The organism is Blautia fusiformis (genome assembly GCF_020686995.1).
Lineage (GTDB): Bacteria > Bacillota > Clostridia > Lachnospirales > Lachnospiraceae > Blautia_A > Blautia_A fusiformis.
Genome location: NZ_JAJEPT010000004.1, coordinates 153,154 through 174,272, shown reverse-complemented (window position 1 = coordinate 174,272; position 21,119 = coordinate 153,154). Strand labels below are relative to the sequence as shown.

Annotated in this window: 16 protein-coding genes; 2 read left to right on the top strand and 14 right to left on the bottom strand. The window is 45.4% G+C overall.

All coding sequences use genetic code 11. The features are described from left to right. Nucleotides 1–4: 4 nt before the first annotated feature. The 6 genes from LKD46_RS05370 to ppdK form a co-directional block, all read right to left on the bottom strand. A complete protein-coding gene (locus tag LKD46_RS05370; protein ID WP_110101997.1) occupies nucleotides 5–592 on the bottom strand; it encodes an anthranilate synthase component II in 588 nt (195 codons plus the stop codon). A 153-nt stretch (nucleotides 593–745) separates the two neighbouring features. Further along, the gene (locus tag LKD46_RS05365; protein WP_021650997.1) at nucleotides 746–955 is read right to left on the bottom strand and encodes a DUF1858 domain-containing protein; all 210 of its coding nucleotides are present in this window, start codon (nucleotides 953–955) and stop codon (nucleotides 746–748) included. 144 nt (nucleotides 956–1,099) lie between these two features. Next, entirely contained in the window at nucleotides 1,100–2,437 is a 1,338-nt protein-coding gene (locus tag LKD46_RS05360; RefSeq protein WP_110102117.1) for an MATE family efflux transporter, read from the bottom strand. Between the two features lie 62 nt (nucleotides 2,438–2,499). After that, nucleotides 2,500–2,964: a GtrA family protein gene (locus tag LKD46_RS05355; protein ID WP_015525821.1), complete on the bottom strand. Its 465-nt coding sequence runs from the start codon at nucleotides 2,962–2,964 to the stop codon at nucleotides 2,500–2,502. A gap of 141 nt (nucleotides 2,965–3,105) precedes the next feature. Next, nucleotides 3,106–4,158, bottom strand: a complete 1,053-nt coding sequence (gene rsmH, locus LKD46_RS05350) for a 16S rRNA (cytosine(1402)-N(4))-methyltransferase RsmH (protein WP_129974628.1) — start codon at nucleotides 4,156–4,158, stop codon at nucleotides 3,106–3,108. A gap of 194 nt (nucleotides 4,159–4,352) precedes the next feature. Continuing rightward, nucleotides 4,353–6,983: a pyruvate, phosphate dikinase gene (gene ppdK, locus LKD46_RS05345; protein WP_059085207.1), complete on the bottom strand. Its 2,631-nt coding sequence runs from the start codon at nucleotides 6,981–6,983 to the stop codon at nucleotides 4,353–4,355. Nucleotides 6,984–7,254: 271 nt separating this feature from the next. Here ppdK and LKD46_RS05340 point away from each other — a divergent pair, with 271 nt between their 5' ends. Further along, a complete protein-coding gene (locus LKD46_RS05340; RefSeq protein ID WP_015525818.1) occupies nucleotides 7,255–8,133 on the top strand; it encodes an aldose 1-epimerase family protein in 879 nt (292 codons plus the stop codon). 90 nt (nucleotides 8,134–8,223) lie between these two features. Here the strand turns inward: LKD46_RS05340 and LKD46_RS05335 are convergent, their stop codons facing one another. Genes LKD46_RS05335 through LKD46_RS05320 form a run of 4 tightly spaced genes read right to left on the bottom strand, consistent with a single transcriptional unit; the run spans nucleotide 8,224 to nucleotide 13,450 of the window. Continuing rightward, a complete protein-coding gene (locus LKD46_RS05335; protein ID WP_110101999.1) occupies nucleotides 8,224–10,404 on the bottom strand; it encodes an alpha-galactosidase in 2,181 nt (726 codons plus the stop codon). A gap of 27 nt (nucleotides 10,405–10,431) precedes the next feature. Further along, nucleotides 10,432–11,274 carry a carbohydrate ABC transporter permease gene (locus LKD46_RS05330; protein WP_015525816.1) on the bottom strand — a complete coding sequence of 281 codons (843 nt, stop codon included), beginning with the start codon at nucleotides 11,272–11,274 and terminating at the stop codon, nucleotides 10,432–10,434. Further along, nucleotides 11,274–12,152, bottom strand: a complete 879-nt coding sequence (locus tag LKD46_RS05325; protein ID WP_110102000.1) for a carbohydrate ABC transporter permease — start codon at nucleotides 12,150–12,152, stop codon at nucleotides 11,274–11,276. Before LKD46_RS05325 ends, LKD46_RS05330 begins: the two co-directional genes overlap by 1 nt. 2 nt (nucleotides 12,153–12,154) lie before the next feature. Further along, nucleotides 12,155–13,450, bottom strand: a complete 1,296-nt coding sequence (locus tag LKD46_RS05320) for an ABC transporter substrate-binding protein (protein WP_015525814.1) — start codon at nucleotides 13,448–13,450, stop codon at nucleotides 12,155–12,157. A gap of 461 nt (nucleotides 13,451–13,911) precedes the next feature. On the opposite strand from LKD46_RS05320, the gene LKD46_RS05315 reads away from it, so the two are divergent. Next, nucleotides 13,912–14,784, top strand: coding sequence for an AraC family transcriptional regulator (locus LKD46_RS05315; RefSeq protein WP_022426301.1), 873 nt, complete (start codon nucleotides 13,912–13,914; stop codon nucleotides 14,782–14,784). Nucleotides 14,785–14,815: 31 nt separating this feature from the next. Here the strand turns inward: LKD46_RS05315 and LKD46_RS05310 are convergent, their stop codons facing one another. From LKD46_RS05310 to LKD46_RS05295, 4 genes are all read right to left on the bottom strand, one after another. After that, entirely contained in the window at nucleotides 14,816–16,210 is a 1,395-nt protein-coding gene (locus tag LKD46_RS05310; protein WP_092069375.1) for a glycine--tRNA ligase, read from the bottom strand. Between the two features lie 193 nt (nucleotides 16,211–16,403). Beyond that, nucleotides 16,404–17,162: a DNA repair protein RecO gene (gene recO / locus LKD46_RS05305; RefSeq protein WP_110102001.1), complete on the bottom strand. Its 759-nt coding sequence runs from the start codon at nucleotides 17,160–17,162 to the stop codon at nucleotides 16,404–16,406. A 2-nt stretch (nucleotides 17,163–17,164) separates the two neighbouring features. Beyond that, entirely contained in the window at nucleotides 17,165–18,073 is a 909-nt protein-coding gene (era, locus tag LKD46_RS05300; protein ID WP_015525809.1) for a GTPase Era, read from the bottom strand. A gap of 68 nt (nucleotides 18,074–18,141) precedes the next feature. Next, nucleotides 18,142–21,063, bottom strand: a complete 2,922-nt coding sequence (locus LKD46_RS05295; RefSeq protein ID WP_110102002.1) for an insulinase family protein — start codon at nucleotides 21,061–21,063, stop codon at nucleotides 18,142–18,144. Nucleotides 21,064–21,119: the final 56 nt, after the last annotated feature.

The window sequence follows — 21,119 nt, the reverse complement described above, 5'->3', positions numbered from 1 at the left end:
ATTTTTACTCCTCCTTCTGAAAATTCTCCGCGATCCTGCAAAAATTCTCAAGAAGCTCATGTCCATATTCCGTAAGAACGGCTTCCGGATGGAATTGAACACCATAGATAGGCAATGCTTTATGGGAAATTCCCATAACAGCACCATCATCAGAAAGCGCATCCACCTGATACTCCTCCGGAATGCTGTCTTCCCGCACGATCAGGGAATGGTATCTTGTCACCTTGTATTTCTCAGGCAGGCCTGCAAACACTCCTGTTCCGTGGTTGTGGATCTCTGTTACTTTTCCGTGCATGGGACACACACCCTTTTCCACTACTGCTCCCCCACAGTGGCCAATCACCTGATGGCCCAGACAGACACCAAGAACAGGAATCCTTCCCTGAAATCTTTTTACGGTATCTACGCAGAGCTTCGCATCCCAGGGACGCTTCGGTCCCGGAGAAAGGATGATTCCTTCCGGGTTCAGCTCTTCCAGTTCCTCCAGGGTGATCTCGTCGCAGCGTCTGACCAGGATCTCTCTTCCAAGCTCCTGAAAATATGCCTTGAGATTATAAACAAATGAATCGAAATTATCGATCATCACATACATGCTTTTTTCCTCCATATCAAGCAGATATTTAAGACTCTCTTCATCGTCTGCTCACAAAAAAAGGGATAACGACGGCATGTCAAAAAGACATGCACAGTCGTTATCCCCTTGCGGTCCGTAATCTGTACGTCCTAATATAAATTGTACTGCTGATTATTTCTGTTTCTTGGTTTCCTCATAATGATGGATGTCTGCCAGTACAGCGTTTACATCAAGTCCGTGTACCATACATGCCTCCTCAAGAGACTCACCGATAGAAGACGGACAACCGATGCAGTGCATTCCTTCCTGCATAAGAATGTATGCGATCTTCTCATCGTATGCAAGCATCTCGCCCATTGTTGTTTCCTTTGTGATTTCCATGATCTATATTCTCCCTTCTGGATCTGTAATCTTACCCGGAATCCCGGTTTACTGGTTTTTTCCGCAGTTATAATATCATTATAACTGTATCTTCCATAATTGCAAGCCTAAATTTATTCTTTTCATTTTCTGTATTATACCCACTCAGGCAGCAGTTTCCTTTTTTCCCCTGCTCCACTTTTTCATCACATAAATATAATACGGGATCAGAGGAATCAGCGCTGCGATCCATGCGGCAGGATCCGCCAGACATACACCTGCAAAACTTGTTTTTCCTGCAACAAACATAACGATCGCACTTCTTGCCGCCAGTTCAAACACACCGCCCAGCATGGGAACCAAGCCATATCCCAGTCCCTGAAGTCCGTTTCGGTAGAGGAAGATACTTCCAAGGAACGGATATGCCCAGAATACCGTATGAAAATAAGTAACAGAAACATTAATAACATCCGTCTGGGACTTGTCAATAAATAACCAGGTCATGTACTTTCCGAAAAAGAACATTATGATCATAGTGATCACACTCCAGATCAGGACCATGATCTGGGTATATTTCATTCCTGCTTTTACACGGTCCATCTTTCCGGCGCCCCGGTTCTGTCCTACATAGGTTGCCATCGTCGCACCAAAAGCTACAAATACCGTTGCAATGATATTCTGTATTTTTCCCGCAGCGGAAAATCCTGCCATATATACAGAACCGTAAATATTTACCGCACCCTGCACAATAATGGTTCCGATCGCTGTGATGGAAAACTGAAGTCCCATGGGAATACCAAGGGCCAGCAGATAACGGAAGCTGGTAAAAGAAACTTCAAAGTTTTCTTTCTTCAGATGCAGGATCGGGAACTTTTTGATAATATAGATCAGGCAGCAGACTGCGGAAATTGCCTGCGCGATAACCGTAGCATAGGCACAGCCTTCCACTCCCATCCCGATTTTTACAATAAACAGAATATCCAGGAACACATTGATCACTGCCGAAATGATCAGAAAATACAGCGGAGATTTTGAATCTCCAAGTGCACGGAGAAACGCTGCCAGTGAATTATATGCCGCTGTTACAATCAGGCCTGCATAAATAATTCCCATATATCCCTTCACAGATCCCATCAGATCCTCCGGTGAATTCATCAGCCGCAGAATCGGTTCATTCAAAGCCTCAAAGCCAATGGTCATCACAATGGCAAAGGCTGCTGCCAGATAAATGGACATAGCTACGTAATGACGCATCTTATCATATTGCTTCGCCCCGAACCACTGGGATACCAGAATGGCAAAGCCACTGCTCAGTCCGTTAAGCCATCCGGTAACAAAAAACATCAGTGAACCGGTGCTTCCGATTGCAGCCAGCGCATCTACTCCCAGGAACTGCCCCGCAACAATGGAATCCGCAATGTTATAAAACTGCTGAAAAATATTTCCGAGACACATGGGAATCATAAAGCGGATGATCAGGCTCACCGGATTTCCCACGGTCATATCATTGGTCTTGTCCTTTGTCAATTTCAGTCCAACTCCTTTTCCACAAATATAACTATCTTTTATTTTTTAAAAACAATCAATTTACTGATCACATAATTCAATACGATCACAACCACCTGAGCAACAAGTTTCACTGCCATGCTGTTAAATCCAAGCCAGGTGATAAATACCGCAAGGATTGCTTCCTCCACAATCAGAGTAAAGAGCCGTCCTCCGAAAAACGAAGCCATCTGCTTTAAAAATCCGGCGGCGGAATCCACCTGCCCATCGAATACCCATGTCCTGTTTGTAAAATACTGGAACAGTACGCAGACCACCCAGCAGATCACATTGGCAATCAGCGCATTCATGCCCAGGCCCTTATCCAGCCATGCATACAATGCAATGTTCAGAAAAAATGTGAGCCCTCCAAAGAACAGATACATCAGAACTTCCTTATGTTTCTTATAAAAAGGTTCAAATATATTCAGCACCGGAAGATGCATCAGTTTATCAAAAATGTCCTTCTTTTCCTCCACATCCATACCCTTTCTCCTATTCAGTTTAAGCCGTAGCTTTATCATATGTAAACTTATATAACATAGCAAAAAAAATCCCGAATGTCAACGCATTCCAGGATTTTTCTGTTTCTGTATTTGTATCAGAACTGCTCTTTCACTCTTCACTCAGGCCTTCACAGCCCAGCGCATCTTCGTGGATCTGGCGCGCCCATTCTGTGCACATTCCTGTGCGGAAGGACGGATCACATCTTTTGAATAGTCGGAATAGATGCCGTCTTTATAACCCTGCTTTAAGGCTTTCTTTACCAGCTTGTCCTCTCCAGAATGGAAGGTAAGGATTGCTACACGGCCGCCTGGTTTCAGCGCTCCGGGAAGTTTTTCCATAAAATCATAGAGGACCTCGAATTCCCGGTTCACATCAATACGCAGTGCCTGGAAAACTCTCTGGCATGTTTTTTTCACCGTGTCTTTCCTCTCTTTTTCAGGAAGGAAAGACAATGTCTTCTCAATGACTTCACGAAGCTTCGTAGTGGTATCTATGTGGTTTCCTCTTCGGATCTCATCTGTGATGGCCTTCGCGATCTCCTCACAGTACGGCTCATCGGAATTCTCATCCAGCATTCCGGCAAGCTCTTCTCTTGAAATGGTATCCAGACGCTGTGCTGCGCTGATCCCGGTTTCCTGGTTCAGCCTTAAATCCAGAGGACCATCCACTTTAAAGGAAAACCCTCTCTTGGGATTGTCGATCTGCATAGAAGACACCCCAAGATCCGCAAGGATAAAATCAAAGCCTCCAACTTCCTCTGCGATCTCATCAATGGTGCAGAAATTCTGGAGTTTAATTGTCAGGATATCTTCTCCGAATCCCTGCTCTGCCAGACGTTTTCTTGTCTTGGCAGATTCTTCCGGGTCCACATCCGTGGCATACATGTGTCCCTGACCTCTCAGACATTCCAGCATGGCCTTTGTATGCCCACCGTAACCAAGTGTAGCATCAAATCCAACCTGTCCCGGCCTGATCTCCAAAAAATCAATGATTTCTTTTACCATAATGGAAATATGCATTCCAGCCGGTGTGTTTCCCTTGCTGATCACATGTTCAATGGTATCCTTATACTTTTCAGGCTGAAGCTCTTTATATTTCTCCTCGAATTTCTTCGGATATTTTCCTTTATATCGTACACGTCTCTTATGAGGTGTCTGTGATTCCTGATTCATAAAATTCTCCTTATCCTCCGGCTTTATCTGCCCTGTTTCTTTCATGATACCATGAATCCTATTTTTCGTAAACCGTCGGAATACTTCAAAAAATATCATAAAGAAAAAAAGCCTCTGACAATCTGTATTTCTACAGACTGCCAGAAGCTTTATATATGCTCAGACTGAAACTTCAGCCTGAAATGTATTCTTACTTATGCGTTCTTCTTAGCGATTGCTGCCTGTGCTGCTGCAAGACGAGCGATCGGTACACGGAACGGTGAGCAGGATACATAGTCAAGTCCAATCTCGTTGCAGAACTCTACGGAAGACGGATCTCCACCGTGCTCACCGCAGATACCTACGTGAAGTTTCGGGTTAACCGGTTTTCCAAGCTGGATTGCCATCTTCATGAGTTTACCAACGCCAACCTGATCAAGTTTAGCAAATGGATCGTTCTCGAAGATCTTAGCATCATAGTATGCGTTAAGGAACTTACCAGCATCATCACGGGAGAATCCGTATGTCATCTGTGTAAGGTCGTTTGTACCGAAGCAGAAGAAGTCAGCCTCTTTAGCGATATCATCAGCTGTAAGAGCTGCTCTCGGGATCTCGATCATAGTACCAACCTCGTACTCAAGGTCAGAACCTGCTGCTTTGATCTCAGCATCTGCTGTCTCTACAACGAATTTCTTAACATATTTAAGCTCTTTGATGTCACCAACAAGCGGAATCATGATCTCCGGTTTGATGTTCCAATCCGGATGATTCTTCTTAACGTTGATAGCTGCGCGGATAACAGCGCTTGTCTGCATCTTAGCAATCTCTGGATAAGTAACAGCAAGACGGCATCCACGATGTCCCATCATCGGGTTGAACTCGTGAAGGGAAGCGATGATTGTCTTGATCTGCTCTACAGTCTTGCCCTGAGCATCAGCCAGTTTCTTGATGTCCTCTTCCTCTGTAGGAACGAACTCATGAAGTGGCGGATCAAGGAAACGAATTGTTACAGGATTTCCTTCAAGTGCCTCATAGAGTTTCTCGAAGTCTCCCTGCTGCTCCGGAAGGATCTTAGCAAGTGCTGCTTCTCTCTCCTCTACTGTCTCAGAGCAGATCATCTCACGGAATGCATCGATTCTGTTGCCCTCGAAGAACATATGCTCTGTACGGCAAAGACCGATTCCCTCTGCACCAAGCTCACGAGCTTTCTTAGCATCAGCAGGAGTATCAGCGTTTGTACGAACTTTCATTGTTCTGTACTTGTCAGCCCATCCCATGATACGTCCGAACTCACCAGCGATCTTAGCATCTACAGTCGGAATAAGTCCGTCATAGATGTTACCTGTTGTACCATCAATGGAGATTGCATCTCCTTCATGGAACTCTTTACCAGCAAGTGTGAATTTCTTGTTCTCCTCATCCATAGCGATATCGCCGCATCCGGATACACAGCAGGATCCCATACCACGAGCAACTACAGCTGCGTGAGATGTCATACCACCACGAACTGTCAGGATACCCTGAGCAGCTTTCATACCTGTGATATCCTCTGGGGATGTCTCAAGACGAACAAGAACAACTTTCTCTCCTCTTGCAGCCCACTCAACAGCGTCCTCTGCAGAGAATACGATCTTACCGCAAGCAGCTCCTGGAGAAGCACCAAGACCTTTACCCATCGGTGTAGCAGCTTTAAGAGCAGCTGCATCGAACTGCGGATGAAGAAGTGTATCAAGGTTACGAGGATCGATCATTGCAACAGCCTCTTCCTCAGTTCTCATTCCCTCATCAACGAGGTCACAAGCGATCTTAAGAGCAGCCTGTGCAGTTCTCTTACCATTACGTGTCTGAAGCATATACAGTTTACCATGCTCTACAGTAAACTCCATATCCTGCATGTCTCTGTAATGTTTCTCAAGAGTCTCGCAAACCTGTTTGAACTGTACGAATGCTTCCGGGAACTTCTGCTCCATCTCGGAGATGTGCATAGGTGTACGAACACCAGCAACTACGTCCTCGCCCTGTGCATTGGTAAGGAACTCACCGAACAGACCGTTAGCACCTGTAGCAGGGTCACGTGTGAAGGCAACACCTGTACCACAGTCATCACCCATGTTACCGAATGCCATCATCTGTACGTTAACAGCTGTACCCCAGGAATATGGGATATCGTTGTCACGACGATATACGTTTGCACGTGGGTTGTCCCAGGAACGGAATACGGCTTTGATTGCGCCTACCAGCTGCTCCTTCGGATCAGTTGGGAAATCAGAACCGATTTTAGATTTATACTCAGCTTTGAACTGGTCAGCAAGCTCATGCAGGTCAGCAGCTGTAAGCTCAACGTCCTGCTTAACACCTCTCTTAGCTTTCATCTCATCGATGAGCTCCTCGAAGTATTTCTTACCAACTTCCATAACTACGTCAGAGTACATCTGGATGAATCTTCTGTAGCAGTCCCAAGCCCAACGCTCATTGCCGGATTTCTCAGCAAGAGTGTTAACAACTTCTTCATTTAAACCAAGGTTGAGGATTGTGTCCATCATACCTGGCATAGATGCTCTCGCACCAGAACGAACGGATACAAGCAGAGGATTTTCTTTGTCACCGAATTTCTTACCGGTAACTCCTTCCATCTTGGTAATTGCTTCCATGATCTGAGCCATGATCTCATCGTTGATGGATCTGCCATCCTCATAGTACTGTGTGCAGGCCTCTGTTGTGATTGTGAAGCCCTGCGGTACAGGAAGACCGAGGTTTGTCATCTCAGCAAGGTTGGCACCTTTGCCGCCCAGAAGATTTCTCATAGTAGCATTACCTTCTGTAAACATGTAAACCCATTTTGCCATTTTACATTTTCCTCCTAATTATTGTTCTTTAAAACATAAAAAATGTATGTTTTCTACGCACATAATTATTTTATAGATTTATCCTTCATTAGTCAAGGTTATTCTTCCAAAAAACAGCAATTTCTCTTGTGAAATATGACAGATTTTCCAGTTATATTTTTCACAGATTGTATTTTTCTCGTTATCATCTGAAAAATGTGCTAAAATAGAAAAAAACATGCAGCAATTCCGAGGTAATATTACCCGAATGCTGTCATACAGGAGGTTTATCATGACACGAACGATTGAAAATAGCTTTCTTAAGATTTCCGTTTCCGATCACGGTGCTGAACTCACCGGCATCTATGACAAGACTAATGACAGGGAGATCCTCTGGCAGGCAGATCCGGCTTACTGGAAACGCCATGCGCCTGTACTTTTTCCCAACGTGGGACGTAACTACAAAGATATCTGGCGTCTGAACGGAAAGGAATATCCTTCCAGCCAGCACGGCTTTGCAAGAGACAGCGATTTTATCTGCACGGATATCACCGATACTTCCCTTTCCTTTGTCCTTAAGTCCTCTGAAGAAACCCTGAATGTTTATCCGTTTGCTTTCGCTCTGAAGATCACCTACACTCTGAAGAAGCACGACCTGGAAGTATGCTGGGAAGTAGTTAATAATGATTCTGAAACTATGTATTTTACCATCGGCGGCCATCCGGCATTCCGTGTTCCGGTACGTGAAGGCGAATCCCAGAGTGATTACCGTCTTGCTTTTGAAGGCCTGGACACTCTTACCTATCTCCTTATCGATACGTCTGTAGGAACAGTCCTTGCTGACGAGCCACATACACTTTCCCTTGAAAACGGAACCTGTTCCATTGCTCCTCATATGTTTGATAAAGACGCTCTTGTTTTTGATAACGGCCAGATCCAAAAGGCCGGTATCCTCTTCCCGGACGGAACTCCATATCTGACACTTACCAGTGAGGGCTTCCCGAATTTCGGTATCTGGTCCGTACCCGGTGCTCCCTTCGTATGCCTGGAGCCGTGGATGGGACGCTGTGATGACTGTGGTTTTGAAAAGCCTCTTTCCGAAAAAGCAAATATCAATGTGCTGAAACCGGATGAGGAATTTATCAAGAGCTATCAGATCACCGTACACTGAGCTATGATAAAAAAAGATCCGCCATACATCAGCTTTTTCAGCTGTCTGTATGACGGATCCTTTTATTTATCTTACTGTCTCAATACGCTCTTATTCTCTCACAAAATGATACTGATAAGCTCTGTACTCCCCAAACTCTGCAGGAAGCGGCATTCCACCATGCATCAGAGCAGCTCCGGAATAGATCCTGCCGGTAGTCTGTTCCTTATAAAGTGCACTCTCATCAAGGCCGCGAAGCTGCACATAATTCACAGTCATATTTCCATGGATCTCCTCCATGACAACATTGAGCAGAACTTCTTCCTGAGAATTTCCAACGATCTCCCATGCACAGACCTCACTCTTAAACGGATCTGTCAGACGATAGTACCGTCCGTTCTGGATCAGTGGCGCATATTTACGGAATTCCCCGATCTGGCTGCGGACCTCATCTTTTTCTTCCTCAGTCAGCTTCAGAAGATCCAGCTCGTAGCCGAAGGTTCCGGACATAGCAACCACACCTCTGGTATGTAACGGAGTGATCCTTCCTGTCTGATGGTTCGGCACTGCAGATACATGTGCTCCCATGGCCGATACCGGATATCCGAAGGAAGTGCCATACTGGATCCGAAGCCTGTCTATAGCATCGGAGTTGTCGCTGCACCAGATCTGCGGTGTGTAATACAGCATACCTGCGTCAAATCTTCCGCCGCCGCCGCTGCAGCCCTCGATCAGAAGATCCGGATAACGGTTCACCATACGATCCAGAAAATCGTACAATCCCAGGACATAATCATACATTACACGTCCCTGATCCTTGGTCATTACGGAAAATACATCCATCAGGCTTCGATTCATGTCCCATTTAACGTACTCAATATTGGCATTATCCAATACCGCACTGATCTGTCCAAAGATTCCGTCTACAACTTCTTTTCTGGAAAAATCAAGTACCAGCTGATTTCTGGATCTCACTGGTTTTCTTCCCGGAATCGTAAGTGCCCAGTCCGGATGCTCACGGTAAAGATCACTGTCCTCAGAGATCATCTCAGGCTCGATCCAGATACCGAATTTCACTCCAAGGTCATTGACTCTTTTTACCAGTCCGCCGAGAGTCTCTCCAAGCTTCTTCTCATTGACATACCAATCCCCAAGACCACTGTTGTCATCGTCACGTTTTCCAAACCAGCCGTCATCCAGAACCAGCATATCGATACCAAGGCTCCTTGCCTCTTTTGCCAGATTATATAAAGTCTCCCCTGTAAAATCAAAATATGCTGCCTCCCAGCTGTTTACCAGCACCGGACGGACCTCTGTCTTATATTTACCACGGCAGATATGATGACGGATGCAGCTGTGCAGATTCTGGGAAAGACGGTTCATTCCCTGATCTGTGTAGCTTAAGATCACCTCAGGTGCATAGAAGGTCTCCCCGGCTTCCAGCGGATACCGGAAGCACTCCTCCTGTACACCAAGGAGCATTCTTGTCTGATTGTACTGATCTTTAAGAACCTCACCCTGGAAATTTCCACTATATACAAAGGACATAGCATAGCAGCCTCCATGATCCTCTGTTGTGTCCTTCTCTGCCAGGATCATCATCGGATTATACTGATGGCTGGATGTGCCACGGACACTGCCGATCATCTGACTTCCATGAGCCACCGGTACTCTCTGCAGATTCCGCTCCATGGCATGTCTTCCGTAAAAAGTAAGCAGGTCATAATCTCCGTAAAGAAAATCCAGTTCTGCGGACATCACCTTGTTCACATAGATCTTCTCACTGCTCTGATTGCGGATATAGACGCTTCTTGTAATGATATCCAGTTCCGGAAGTACACCGTAAAGAAGCATGGCCTCCACGCCAGTAGCCGGATCCTCCAGTACGATCTCCAGAGTCTGTGCCTCATCATTATCTGCATAAACCGCCGGAAGCCCCGGAAGGCTGTATTTACCGTCACGGATAGTATAGTTCTTGTAACGCATATCACAGCTCATGCTTCCGTCACCGTTTTCCAGCATCAGTGATGCACTGCGGAAATCTCCGTTTCCGTAGCAGGAAAGCTCCTGTGGAAGAGAGTCCATGGAATAGGTTCTGTCTGTTCCCGCATCATAGGGATTTCCGGAAAATCCTCTGTCATAGTAGGTCAGAAGATAATCCATGCAGCCTTCTGCCTTTTTACCATAATAGAGATGAAGAAGAAATCCGTACTGATCCACCTGCATCTGATATGTAGTTTCTTTTGTCTGCAGGGTAAACGTTCTGTCTTTCTCGCAGTAGATGATTCCCATATGTGAATCCTCCTTTTTCTTGTGTTTTTATTTTACGGCACCGTTTACAACACCATTTAAAATATGCTTCTGGCAGATCAGATAAAACAGAAGGATCGGAAGCAGTGCCAGCAGATAAGAGGCAAACGCAAGGTTATAGTTTGTTCCGAACTGAGTCTGGAAATTCAGCTGTGCCAGAGGCAATGTGGTTCCACCCGTAGATCCGGACATGATAACCAATGGAGTCATAACATCATTCCAGGTTCCAAGTGCTGTCAGAACTGCCACTGTGGCATGCATCGGCTTCATGATCGGAAAGATGATCTTCCAATATGTTTTCCAGGTGCTGGCTCCATCCACACAGGCAGCCTCCTCAAGGGCCATTGGAATGTTTGTCAGATATCCGGAATAAAGAAGCACGTTCATAGGCATATAAAATACCGTGTAAAGAATGATCACACCGACTTTGTTATCAAGGCCCATCTCAGCAGTCTGCTTTACAAGCGGCATCATCAGGATAGCAAACGGAACAAACATACCGCTCACTACATAGAGATAGATAAATTTATAAAATTTACTTCTCTTGTTTCTGGCTATAGCATAACCTAAAAGTGAATGAATTACAATAGCAAGAACCACTGTGATCACAGTGATCAATACACTGTTTCCAAGAGAATGCCAGAAGTCTGTTACCTCCATAGCTTCCCTGAAATTGGCAAGACTGAATTTCTCTGGCAGAGACAGGATCCCGGCTACACTGTTGGTCATCTCTGTCGGCTGCTTGAATGCGATCACAATTGTCATATAAAGCGGAAATACCACTGTGATAAGGCCAAGGATCAGAAGGATCGTTACCGGCCAGTTCGCTTTTTCTCTTACTTTCGTTTTCATTACAGCTGCTCCTCCTTTTTCCCTGTGATAGTCAACTGCACTGCAGAAATGATCACGATCACAATAAAGAATATAACCGCATTGGCACTCTGGAATCCAAACTGACCGCCACTCATACCATTGTTATAGATCAGATAGGAAATGGATTCTGTACTCTGTGCAGGACCACCCTTTGTCAAAGCCATGATCTGATCAAATACCATCAGGAAGTTTTTCACACAGAGAACCATGTTGATGCTGAAAAACGGAACGATCAGCGGGAATGTCAGGTAACGGAACTTGCTGAATCCGGTAGCACCATCAATAGCGCCTGCCTCGTATACATCCTCCGGCACTGTCTGAAGACCGGAAATGTAGATGATCGTATTCATTGCAATGGACTGCCATGCACACACGATCACGATGGCAACCCATGCCAAGCTCGTACTGGAAAGCATGCTGGAAGACAATGTTTTATTTCCGACCATCTTTCCGAATGCAGGCAGGATATATGTAAAGAAATAATTGAAAATATATCCTACGACCAGTGCGCCAAGTACATTAGGAATAAAATAAGCTCCACGCATTGCACTCTTGAAACGGATCTTGCTGTTCAGTCCAAGTGCCAGGATCAGGCTGAGTACATTCGTTACGATAGTTGCCACGATGGCCAGCTTAAAGGTAAACAGATAGGAACCGCCAACACGGCTGTCTGTAAAAAGATCCTTATAGTTTCGAAGTCCTACCCAGTCATAGCTTCCATAGCCTTTAAAGTTCGTAAAGCTGTAGATCACACCCTTGATCAGAGGCAGTGTGTTAAAGCAGAAAAATAATGCCACGATCGGAATGGTGATCAGAAGAAAGGTCAGCTTTCTTCCACTCATAGATTTTTTTCCCATGATCAGTTCTCTCCTTCCCCGTTCTTCTCCTCATAGTCCTGTACTTTACGGATAATGTCACGGTTATATCTTGTCCAGTCTGTATCAAATTTTTTCAGGAATGCATCTTTATCCTTTTTCATCAGGAAGGTCTGGATCTGTGCATCCACAGCCATCTCTGTAGGATAATAATGATCCTGGTAGTCGGCCATCCTTCCCTCTTCTATGTATTCCTTCATACCATCCAGAGTAGAGGGAAGTGTGAAATCACCCTCTTTACAGGGAACTGCCTTCTGGTCATCCAGATATGTCTGTATATTCTCATCCTCAAGAAGGAAATCCAGCACTTCATATGCAGCTTCCTTATTCTCACAGTCATCCATCACACAGAACTGAAGGTCAACTCCGGAATTCAGTTTGTTTTCTGACGGATCATTGCTTGCCGGTGTTACAAAAGAATCAATATCCATATCCGGATTTACACTCTGAATCTGTGGGATCGCATAGCTTCCGATGGGATACATGGCAGCCTCCCCTTTTGCAAAAGCGGTGCAGGCTCCATTGTAATCATAGGCAAAGGGATCATCCGGTCCATACTGGATAAGCTCCAGCATACGGTCTGCTACTTCCTTATACTCTTTTGCAAAAGTAGTGTTTCCCTGGTTTACCTGGCGGCATACATCGGCTGGTGCAAGATCTACCGCAATAGAATTCCACGGTGCAAGACAGGTCCAGGTATCTTTAAATCCGAAATAAAGCGGCTGGATACCTGCATCCTGAATTTCCTGGCAAAGGCTCATAAATTCATCCCATGTAGTCGGAATCTGCCAGCCATGCTCCTTGAAAAGCTCACGATTGTAAAGGATTCCGGCGGCATTGGCCACGTAAGGAACCGCATAGACTCCGTCTTCCGGAACGAATTCCAGCGCTTTATCAATTTCTTTATATGCATCTTTGATCGAATCCAGTCCCTGATAATCGGAAATATCCATCAGCATATCAGAATCAATAAAATTGGAAAAGTTAACATCGCCTCCGATTCCAATGATATCCGGATTATCCTCACGGATAAATCTTGTCTTCAATACAGTCATAGCATCGTTTGGTGATTCGATGGTAAGATGGATATCATCATGAGTGGCATTGAATTTTTCTTCCAGTTTTTCAAATGCCTTAACCGCTTCCGGTTTATACTGCACAAGTTCGATCTCTGTCTTTCCGCTGTCCTTTTTACCTGTGCCGCATCCGCTCAATGTAACGGAAGCTGCCATGGTAAAGGCAAGTCCCATACAGAGGATCCATTTACTTCTGTTGCGCATCTTGTAATGCTCCTTCCTTTTCCTTTTATTTGATAAGTCGGATATCACCCATTTAACTGATATGGCTATCCGGGCTCTCCAATACTTATTCTCTGGTTTCTTTTTTCTGAAAGCTATTTTAACATAGCTTTATGCTTGCATAAATAGCAGTGTTTTTCTTGTTTTATACCAAAATGCAATTTTTCTCTGTCTTCATTAAAGTCATCTAGCATTTTGATATATTTTACGCCTATATCACTACTTTTATCTAAAATTAGTATATTCCGAATTTATCGAAAATCAACAAGTTTCTCGAGAAACTTAATTTTCTCACAAAGTTTTATCGATTATCCTCCTCTTTTTAGTATATTTTACAGGCTGTTTTTGTAATTGCATTTTTATACATATGTTGAAGTTCCCTGCTGTTTTAATATATAATGTTACTGAAACCAGACAAAATCATACGCCTAAAGGATAAAAATATGAATGACCTTCTCTTCTCCGTTTTTCCAAATGAAAACTTTGTTGATATCGGACTATACCAATACGGCTGGGAGCACTGCGCTCCGGCACATTCATTCGGCCCGGCCGCACGAAACCATTATATTTTTCATTATGTGATCTCCGGTACCGGAACTCTGATGGCAGACAATTCCGCAGGAGAGACCATCACCTATCAGGTAAAAAGCGGCCAGGGTTTCATGCTTTTTCCCGGTCAGATCAACACCTACATTGCAGATACCGACTTTCCATGGGAGTACACCTGGGTGGAATTTGACGGGCTCCGGGCAAAAGAGATCGTGGAAACTGCAGGTTTAAGTCCGGACCATCCGGTCTATCACAGCCACTCTGCAGATCTCCGCCAGAAAATGATGGAGGAAATGCTTTATATCAGCCATAATTCCCAGGAATCACCCTTTCATCTTATCGGACATACCTGGCTTTTTCTGGATTACTTTATGCGCTCTACTGAAACTGTCCGCATGAAACAGGATGGAAGTATCCGTGATTTTTATATCAAGGAGGCGCTCTCTTTTATTGAACAGAATTTCCAAAATGATATTTCCATTGAGGATATCGCAGCCTGCTGCGGCCTGAACCGAAGCTACTTCGGTAAGATCTTCCACGACACCATCGGACGTTCTCCCCAGGAATTCCTGATCAGCTATCGCATGACCAAAGCTGCAGAACTTCTTAAGATCACAGCCCTGTCTATCGCAGATATCGGAAATGCAGTCGGATATCCCAATCAGCTGCATTTTTCCCGGGCTTTCAAAAATGTATACGGAATGTCGCCAAGAAACTGGCGGATGAAAAACAGACTTATTGAAAAAAAGCCTCCGGCCAGAAAATAACCGGAGGTTTTTTATTAAAAAATTTATTTACTTAAAATGTAAATTTATCAGCAAAGTATGCATCAAGCTCATCGATCTTCACACGTACCTGCTCCATAGTGTCACGGTCACGGACTGTAACTGCACCGTCATTCTCAGACTCGAAGTCATAAGTGATACAGAACGGAGTACCGATCTCATCCTGTCTGCGGTAACGTTTACCGATATTTCCACGGTCATCGTACTCACAGTTGTACTTCTTGGAAAGCTGCTGGTAGATCTTCTCAGCACCCTCGTTAAGCTTCTTGGAAAGCGGAAGCACACCGATCTTAACCGGTGCAAGTACCGGATGGAAATGAAGGACTGTACGGACATCGTTCTTCTCTTCATCCAGAACTTCCTCATCGTAAGCGCTGCAGAGGAAAGCAAGTACCATACGGTCTGCTCCAAGTGATGGCTCGATAACGTATGGGATATATTTCTGTTTCTTCTCATCATCAAAGTATGTGAGATCCTGGCCGGATACATTCTGATGCTGTGTCAGGTCATAATCTGTTCTGTCAGCGATTCCCCAGAGCTCACCCCATCCGAATGGGAAAAGGAATTCCACATCTGTGGTAGCCTTGCTGTAGAAGCTCAGCTCTTCCTTATCATGGTCACGGTAACGAACCTCATCATCCTTAAGTCCGAGAGCACTCAGCCAGTCAAGGCAGAACTTCTTCCAGTATGCAAACCACTCAAGATCTGTATCCGGCTCGCAGAAGAACTCAAGCTCCATCTGCTCGAACTCACGGGTACGGAATGTGAAGTTACCCGGTGTGATCTCGTTACGGAAGGATTTACCGATCTGGCCGATACCAAACGGGATCTTTTTACGGGATGTTCTCTGTACGTTCTTGAAGTTTACGAAAATACCCTGTGCAGTCTCCGGTCTTAAATATACAGTATTCTTGGCATCTTCGGTAACACCCTGGAATGTCTTGAACATCAGGTTGAACTGACGGATATCTGTGAAGTTGTGTTTACCACAGCTCGGACATCCTACCTCGTGTTCTTTGATGAAGTCCATCATCTTCTCCTGGGACCATGCATCTACGCTTCCCTCAATGGCAATGTCATGCTCTGCACAAAAGTCCTCAATGAGCTTATCTGCACGGAAACGCTCGTGGCACTCTTTACAGTCCATAAGAGGATCAGAAAATCCGCCAAGATGTCCGGAAGCGATCCATGTCTGCGGGTTCATAAGGATCGCACAGTCAACACCTACATTGTATGGAGACTCCTGAATGAATTTCTGCCACCATGCACGTTTTACGTTATTTTTAAGCTCTACACCGAGATTTCCATAATCCCATGTGTTTGCCAGGCCGCCGTAGATCTCGGAACCCGGGTAAACAAATCCTCTGGCTTTTGCAAGAGCTACGATCTTTTCCATTGTCTTTTCCATGATTTCTCTCCTCTTGACTTGCAGCTGTTCCGCCAAATGCGTCCGGAAAGCTCCGGAAAAAGCTGCTTTTTTACATTTTTGGTCTTATTATACTAGTATCCTCATGATTTTTCAAGGATATTTCCATTTGCATTGCATCCTGTCCTGCTTTTGAAAAATAAATCGTTACGGTTATTCCGCAGCCGGCAGTGATCTATCTCATCAATTCCAGGATCTCCAGACTTTTAAACCGCTTGTCTGTATTCAGCTCCGTATACCGGTAAATGTGGCGTTCCAGTTCCCGCAGCACATCATCCCGCACTGTAAACGTATACAGCTTTGCCAGGGGGGACACGGCTATGTAGCGCATGGCATACAGGGCAGCCGCTGAGATCCGTTTCCTGTCCATGGCCATCCTACTGCAGTCCGCACACAGGATCCCATGCTCGTCCTGGGAGAAAAAAAGTTCTCCGGTTTCTTCCTCCGTAAGCTCTCTCCCGCAGCCCGCACACTGAAACAGCTGCGGCATCACGCCCTGGCTCACCATAGTCCGCAGTTCATAGATACAGCGCACCAGCCGGTCTTCTATATGAGGATTCAAAATGGCTTTGATGGTCACATAGAGAAGATTCATCATCTCCTTCTCATCCGTTCCCTCTTTGCCAAAATAATCTGCCAGCTCCAGAAAATAATATCCATAGTAAACCCCCGGCTGCCGGGTGGCCAGCTCCACAAAATGATGCTGCACGCTGACCTGGTTCAGATTATAGCTTGTCCTTCCCTCATAAAGAGTAAAGCTTCCGAATACAAACGGGTTAGCTGCTGCCATGAACGGACTGTTCTGCCGTCTCGCTCCCTTGGCAAAAGCGGAGATCTTCCCCCTCTCTCTTGTGAGAAGGACGATCCGCTTGTCATAATCCCCTACCGGCATGGCAGAAAGTACCACTCCCTGTACGGTAATCAGATCACTCATTTTCAGATTTCTTTCTTATCATATCCAAAGTTCTTGATCAGGAAATCACTGTCTCTCCAGTTCTTAGTCACCTTGACCCAGAGCTTTAGGTTTACCTTTGCTTCCAGCATACGCTCCAGCTCATAGCGGGCATTGCTTCCGATCTTTTTCAGCATGGCACCCTGTTTTCCGATGATGATGCCTTTGTGGGAATTACGCTCGCAGATGATGGTCGCATCAATATCTATGATGTTGCTTCTTCCCGGACGTTTCTTCATCCGGTCGATGGCAACGGCGATTCCGTGAGGGATCTCCTCATCCAGTGCATGCAGAGCCTTCTCACGGATAATCTCTGCGGCGATCTGGCGCTGAGGCTGGTCGGTAACAGTATCTTCATCATAGAACATCGGTCCGTACGGAAGATATTTGAAAATACTTGGAATGATATCCTGTGTGTTTTTTCCGCGGAGGGCAGAGCAAGGAATGATCTCTGCAAAATCACAGATCTTACGGTAGGTATCGATCGCAGGAAGAAGCTCTTCTTTTTTTACCGTATCGATCTTGTTGATGATGAGAATCACAGGAACTCCAACCTTCTGCAGCTGCTCGGCAATGTGGCGCTCTCCCGCACCTACGAATGTGGATGGCTCCACCAGCCACATAATGGCATCTACTTCCTTCAGGGTTCTCTCCGCAACCTGTACCATGTATTCTCCAAGCTTGTTTTTTGCCTTGTGGATACCCGGTGTGTCCAAAAATACGATCTGTCCCTCATCACAGGTATACACGGTCTGTATCTTGTTTCTGGTTGTCTGTGGCTTGTTTGATGTGATGGCGATCTTCTGTCCGATAAGATGGTTCATCAGCGTGGATTTTCCAACATTCGGTCTTCCGATGATCGCAACAAAGCCTGATCTAAAATTGTTATCCATTCTTTATCCTCTCATAATCCTTTCACAGCCTGCTATCCCATTTAACGGACAGCAGGCTTTGTTTCTCCTCAGCCGATCAGTGGCTTCACTTCCATGAATACATCTTCCGCCTTCTCTATTGCAGTCTCACTTCCTACTACGCAGATCTGATCATCGGAAAGTACTGCTTCTACAAGAGCTGCCAGTTTCTGGATATCCTCCTTCTGCGCTCCGAGGATCTGATTTCTTTCCTTCTGGAGCATATCCTCTGTAACATTGGAGAAATATGCGGTTTTTGAGATACTTCCCTGCATCTGCGGAGTTCTCGGCACATCCTTGTTGCTGATCGTTCCGATGATATATTTTGTCATCTCACGCTCGTCTGCCTCAAAGGCACGGATATAATCCGGCACTCCCTGGTATACTTCCAGGGTTCTCTTTAGATGGGGATCACGGTAGGATACCAGGAAGCTCTCTCCGTTTCTCTTAAAGCCGCTCATGCAGCCATACGCTCCACCCTTTACACGAAGGTTGATCCAGAGATAATCGTAGCTTAAGATCACTTTCAGGATCTCCAGTGCACCGGTATACTCCAGGCCTTTTTTGCGGAAGTTTCCGTTCTGTGCCACATACTGGACCTGGCCGGAAGTCTTGAAGGCTTCGTTTTTCTTTATGCAGGGGGCCTGCTTCACAGACTCCGGCTTCTGTCCGTTAAACAAGACTTTTTTGATCCCGGCAGCCTGTGCTTTTACTACATCCAGAGATTCTCTCTCTCCAGTATAGCTTACACAGAAATTCTCCGGACGAAGGACCTCTTCCATCACCTTACGGAGATTTTTCACGATCTCATCCTTGCAGCTGTCAAAATCCTTCTCCAGTTTTTCGATAAACTGATAATATCCGATTCCTGCCATCTCATCCTGGAATGCCGCCATCGGAGATGCGTAGGAAGCACCACGGAGAACGGCGGTGGAATGGCCTGCACTTGCAAGGCTGGCCTGGGCTCTGGATCTCACTCTGGCAATGATCTCGTAGAGACGTTTGGTGTCATCCAGCTTCGAAGTTGTAAGAACCTCCCGGATCATGGAAAACATGAAATCCATCTCCGGATATAACGCTTTTCCTCTTACGGCAAACATGGCACGGAATGCATCGGTATCCTGGGCATCATCAAAAACCTCTATCCCATAGGCAATACCGCCGGTTCTCGCATTCACTTCATTAAACAGCTCGCCATACGTGTAATTCTCCGTATCCACTGCACCAAGCACAGATTTCAGAAGTCCCAGATAATGGACTGTATCAACATCAAAGTCATGGATCTCAAAAAGAAGATCCGCATAACCGATACCATTGGTGCACACATCATGATACAGAAACAAGCTGTCCTCCACATGGTGCTCCTCGTTTGTCAGCCCTGTGATCTCTTTTTTGATGTCTTCTCTGGAGAGCATGGGGATGCAGGTCAGCGCTTCCGGAGCTTCCTCCGCTTCCTGATAAGCCTCCAGCGCTTTGGTGTGCTCTACCATCCGGGTAAGCTCTTCATCAGAAAGGCTCTTTCTGTAATTCTCCAGCTTTTCTTCCAGTTCCTTATCCCTCTTTGCTGCAAGGCCCTTCTCCGGTACCAAGGAAAGGATTGCACCATGAGTGTTGCCCAGAAGATATTTTCGGATCAGCTCCTCAAAATATCCCTCTTCCAGGGCTTTCTTAAGGAACTCAAAGCCCTCCAGAAGCTGCACCTCACAGAACGGCTTCGTATCATCATAAAGCCAGCTGCTTAAAATATCCAGGCCATACATCAGCCCCTTCGGATAGGAAGAAAAATCTGCTTCGCGGAAACGGAATTCATAGTAATTGATTCCGGCTGTTACCGCCTTTTTGTCGATGCCTTCCTCTGCGATCTTTGTGAGGGTGTCACGGATCACTTTGACAAATTCCTCTTTCTGGCTTAAGTTGGCTCCCTTTGCCACGATGGAGAAATAGGTCTGTTTGATGCCATCCTCAAAAGAACCATAGATATCTTTGCCGATCTTTGCATCCAGAAGTGCCTGCTTCAGCGGTGCACCAGGTGCGCTTAAAAGTGCGTAATCCAGAACCTCGAAAGCAAGACTTAAGTTGATATCTGCTGCCTCGCCCACAACCATATTGTAGGAAAGATAGGTGTTATCCTCTTCTCCTTCGTCCTCTGATACCGGATAATTTTTCCGGATATCTTTTACCTGGGCAAAAGCTTCCTGATCCCGGATCTCGGAATCAATAGTAAGGGAATCAAAAGCAGACAAATAATGGCTGTCAATAAACTCCAGTTTCTCCTCCATATCCATGTTTCCATAGAGATAGATAAAACTGTTGGACGGATGATAATATTGTCTGTGAAAATCCAGAAATTCCTCGTAACTGAGATCCGGGATATTTACCGGATCTCCGCCGGACTCACAGCCATAGGTGGTATCCGGGAACAGAGAATTCATGATCTCTCTCTCCAGAACATCGTCCGGTGAGGAAAAAGCACCCTTCATTTCATTGTAAACGACACCGTTGTATTTCAGCGGGCCTTCTTTTTTCTCCAGATGGTAGTTCCAGCCTTCCTGACGGAAGATCTCTTCTTTTTTGTAAATATTCGGATAGAACACGGCATCCAGATATACATGCATCAGATTCTGGAAATCCCGGTCATTGCAGCTTGCTACCGGGTAGCAGGTCTTATCCGGATAGGTCATGGCATTAAGGAAGGTATTAAGAGAACCTTTTACCAACTCCACAAAAGGATCCTTAAGCGGAAATTCCCTGGAGCCGCACAGTACGCTGTGTTCCAGTATGTGAGCAACACCTGTGCTGTTTTTCGGCGGTGTACGGAATGCAATGTTAAAAACCTTATTCTCATCACTATTCTCGATGAGCATCACTCTGGCTCCTGTTTTTTTGTGTCTCAGAAGCCATCCTTTTGAATGAATATCCTGAAGCTCCTCTTCCTTCAGGACTTCATATGCGTTCAGATGATTGGGATTCATAAAATAGTAACCTCCTGAATGTTTCTCTTCACACCCGATATGAATCTTCGTTCAAA

What these genes read in the sequence shown, in the direction of transcription:
- LKD46_RS05370 (WP_110101997.1), bottom strand. Translation starts at nt 592, where the DNA reads ATGTATGTGATGATCGATAATTTCGATTCATTTGTTTATAATCTCAAG.
- LKD46_RS05365 (WP_021650997.1), bottom strand. Translation starts at nt 955, where the DNA reads ATGGAAATCACAAAGGAAACAACAATGGGCGAGATGCTTGCATACGAT.
- LKD46_RS05360 (WP_110102117.1), bottom strand. Translation starts at nt 2,437, where the DNA reads ATGACCGTGGGAAATCCGGTGAGCCTGATCATCCGCTTTATGATTCCC.
- LKD46_RS05355 (WP_015525821.1), bottom strand. Translation starts at nt 2,964, where the DNA reads ATGGATGTGGAGGAAAAGAAGGACATTTTTGATAAACTGATGCATCTT.
- rsmH (WP_129974628.1), bottom strand. Translation starts at nt 4,158, where the DNA reads ATGAATCAGGAATCACAGACACCTCATAAGAGACGTGTACGATATAAA.
- ppdK (WP_059085207.1), bottom strand. Translation starts at nt 6,983, where the DNA reads ATGGCAAAATGGGTTTACATGTTTACAGAAGGTAATGCTACTATGAGA.
- LKD46_RS05340 (WP_015525818.1), top strand. Translation starts at nt 7,255, where the DNA reads ATGACACGAACGATTGAAAATAGCTTTCTTAAGATTTCCGTTTCCGAT.
- LKD46_RS05335 (WP_110101999.1), bottom strand. Translation starts at nt 10,404, where the DNA reads ATGGGAATCATCTACTGCGAGAAAGACAGAACGTTTACCCTGCAGACA.
- LKD46_RS05330 (WP_015525816.1), bottom strand. Translation starts at nt 11,274, where the DNA reads ATGAAAACGAAAGTAAGAGAAAAAGCGAACTGGCCGGTAACGATCCTT.
- LKD46_RS05325 (WP_110102000.1), bottom strand. Translation starts at nt 12,152, where the DNA reads ATGGGAAAAAAATCTATGAGTGGAAGAAAGCTGACCTTTCTTCTGATC.
- LKD46_RS05320 (WP_015525814.1), bottom strand. Translation starts at nt 13,450, where the DNA reads ATGCGCAACAGAAGTAAATGGATCCTCTGTATGGGACTTGCCTTTACC.
- LKD46_RS05315 (WP_022426301.1), top strand. Translation starts at nt 13,912, where the DNA reads ATGAATGACCTTCTCTTCTCCGTTTTTCCAAATGAAAACTTTGTTGAT.
- LKD46_RS05310 (WP_092069375.1), bottom strand. Translation starts at nt 16,210, where the DNA reads ATGGAAAAGACAATGGAAAAGATCGTAGCTCTTGCAAAAGCCAGAGGA.
- recO (WP_110102001.1), bottom strand. Translation starts at nt 17,162, where the DNA reads ATGAGTGATCTGATTACCGTACAGGGAGTGGTACTTTCTGCCATGCCG.
- era (WP_015525809.1), bottom strand. Translation starts at nt 18,073, where the DNA reads ATGGATAACAATTTTAGATCAGGCTTTGTTGCGATCATCGGAAGACCG.
- LKD46_RS05295 (WP_110102002.1), bottom strand. Translation starts at nt 21,063, where the DNA reads ATGAATCCCAATCATCTGAACGCATATGAAGTCCTGAAGGAAGAGGAG.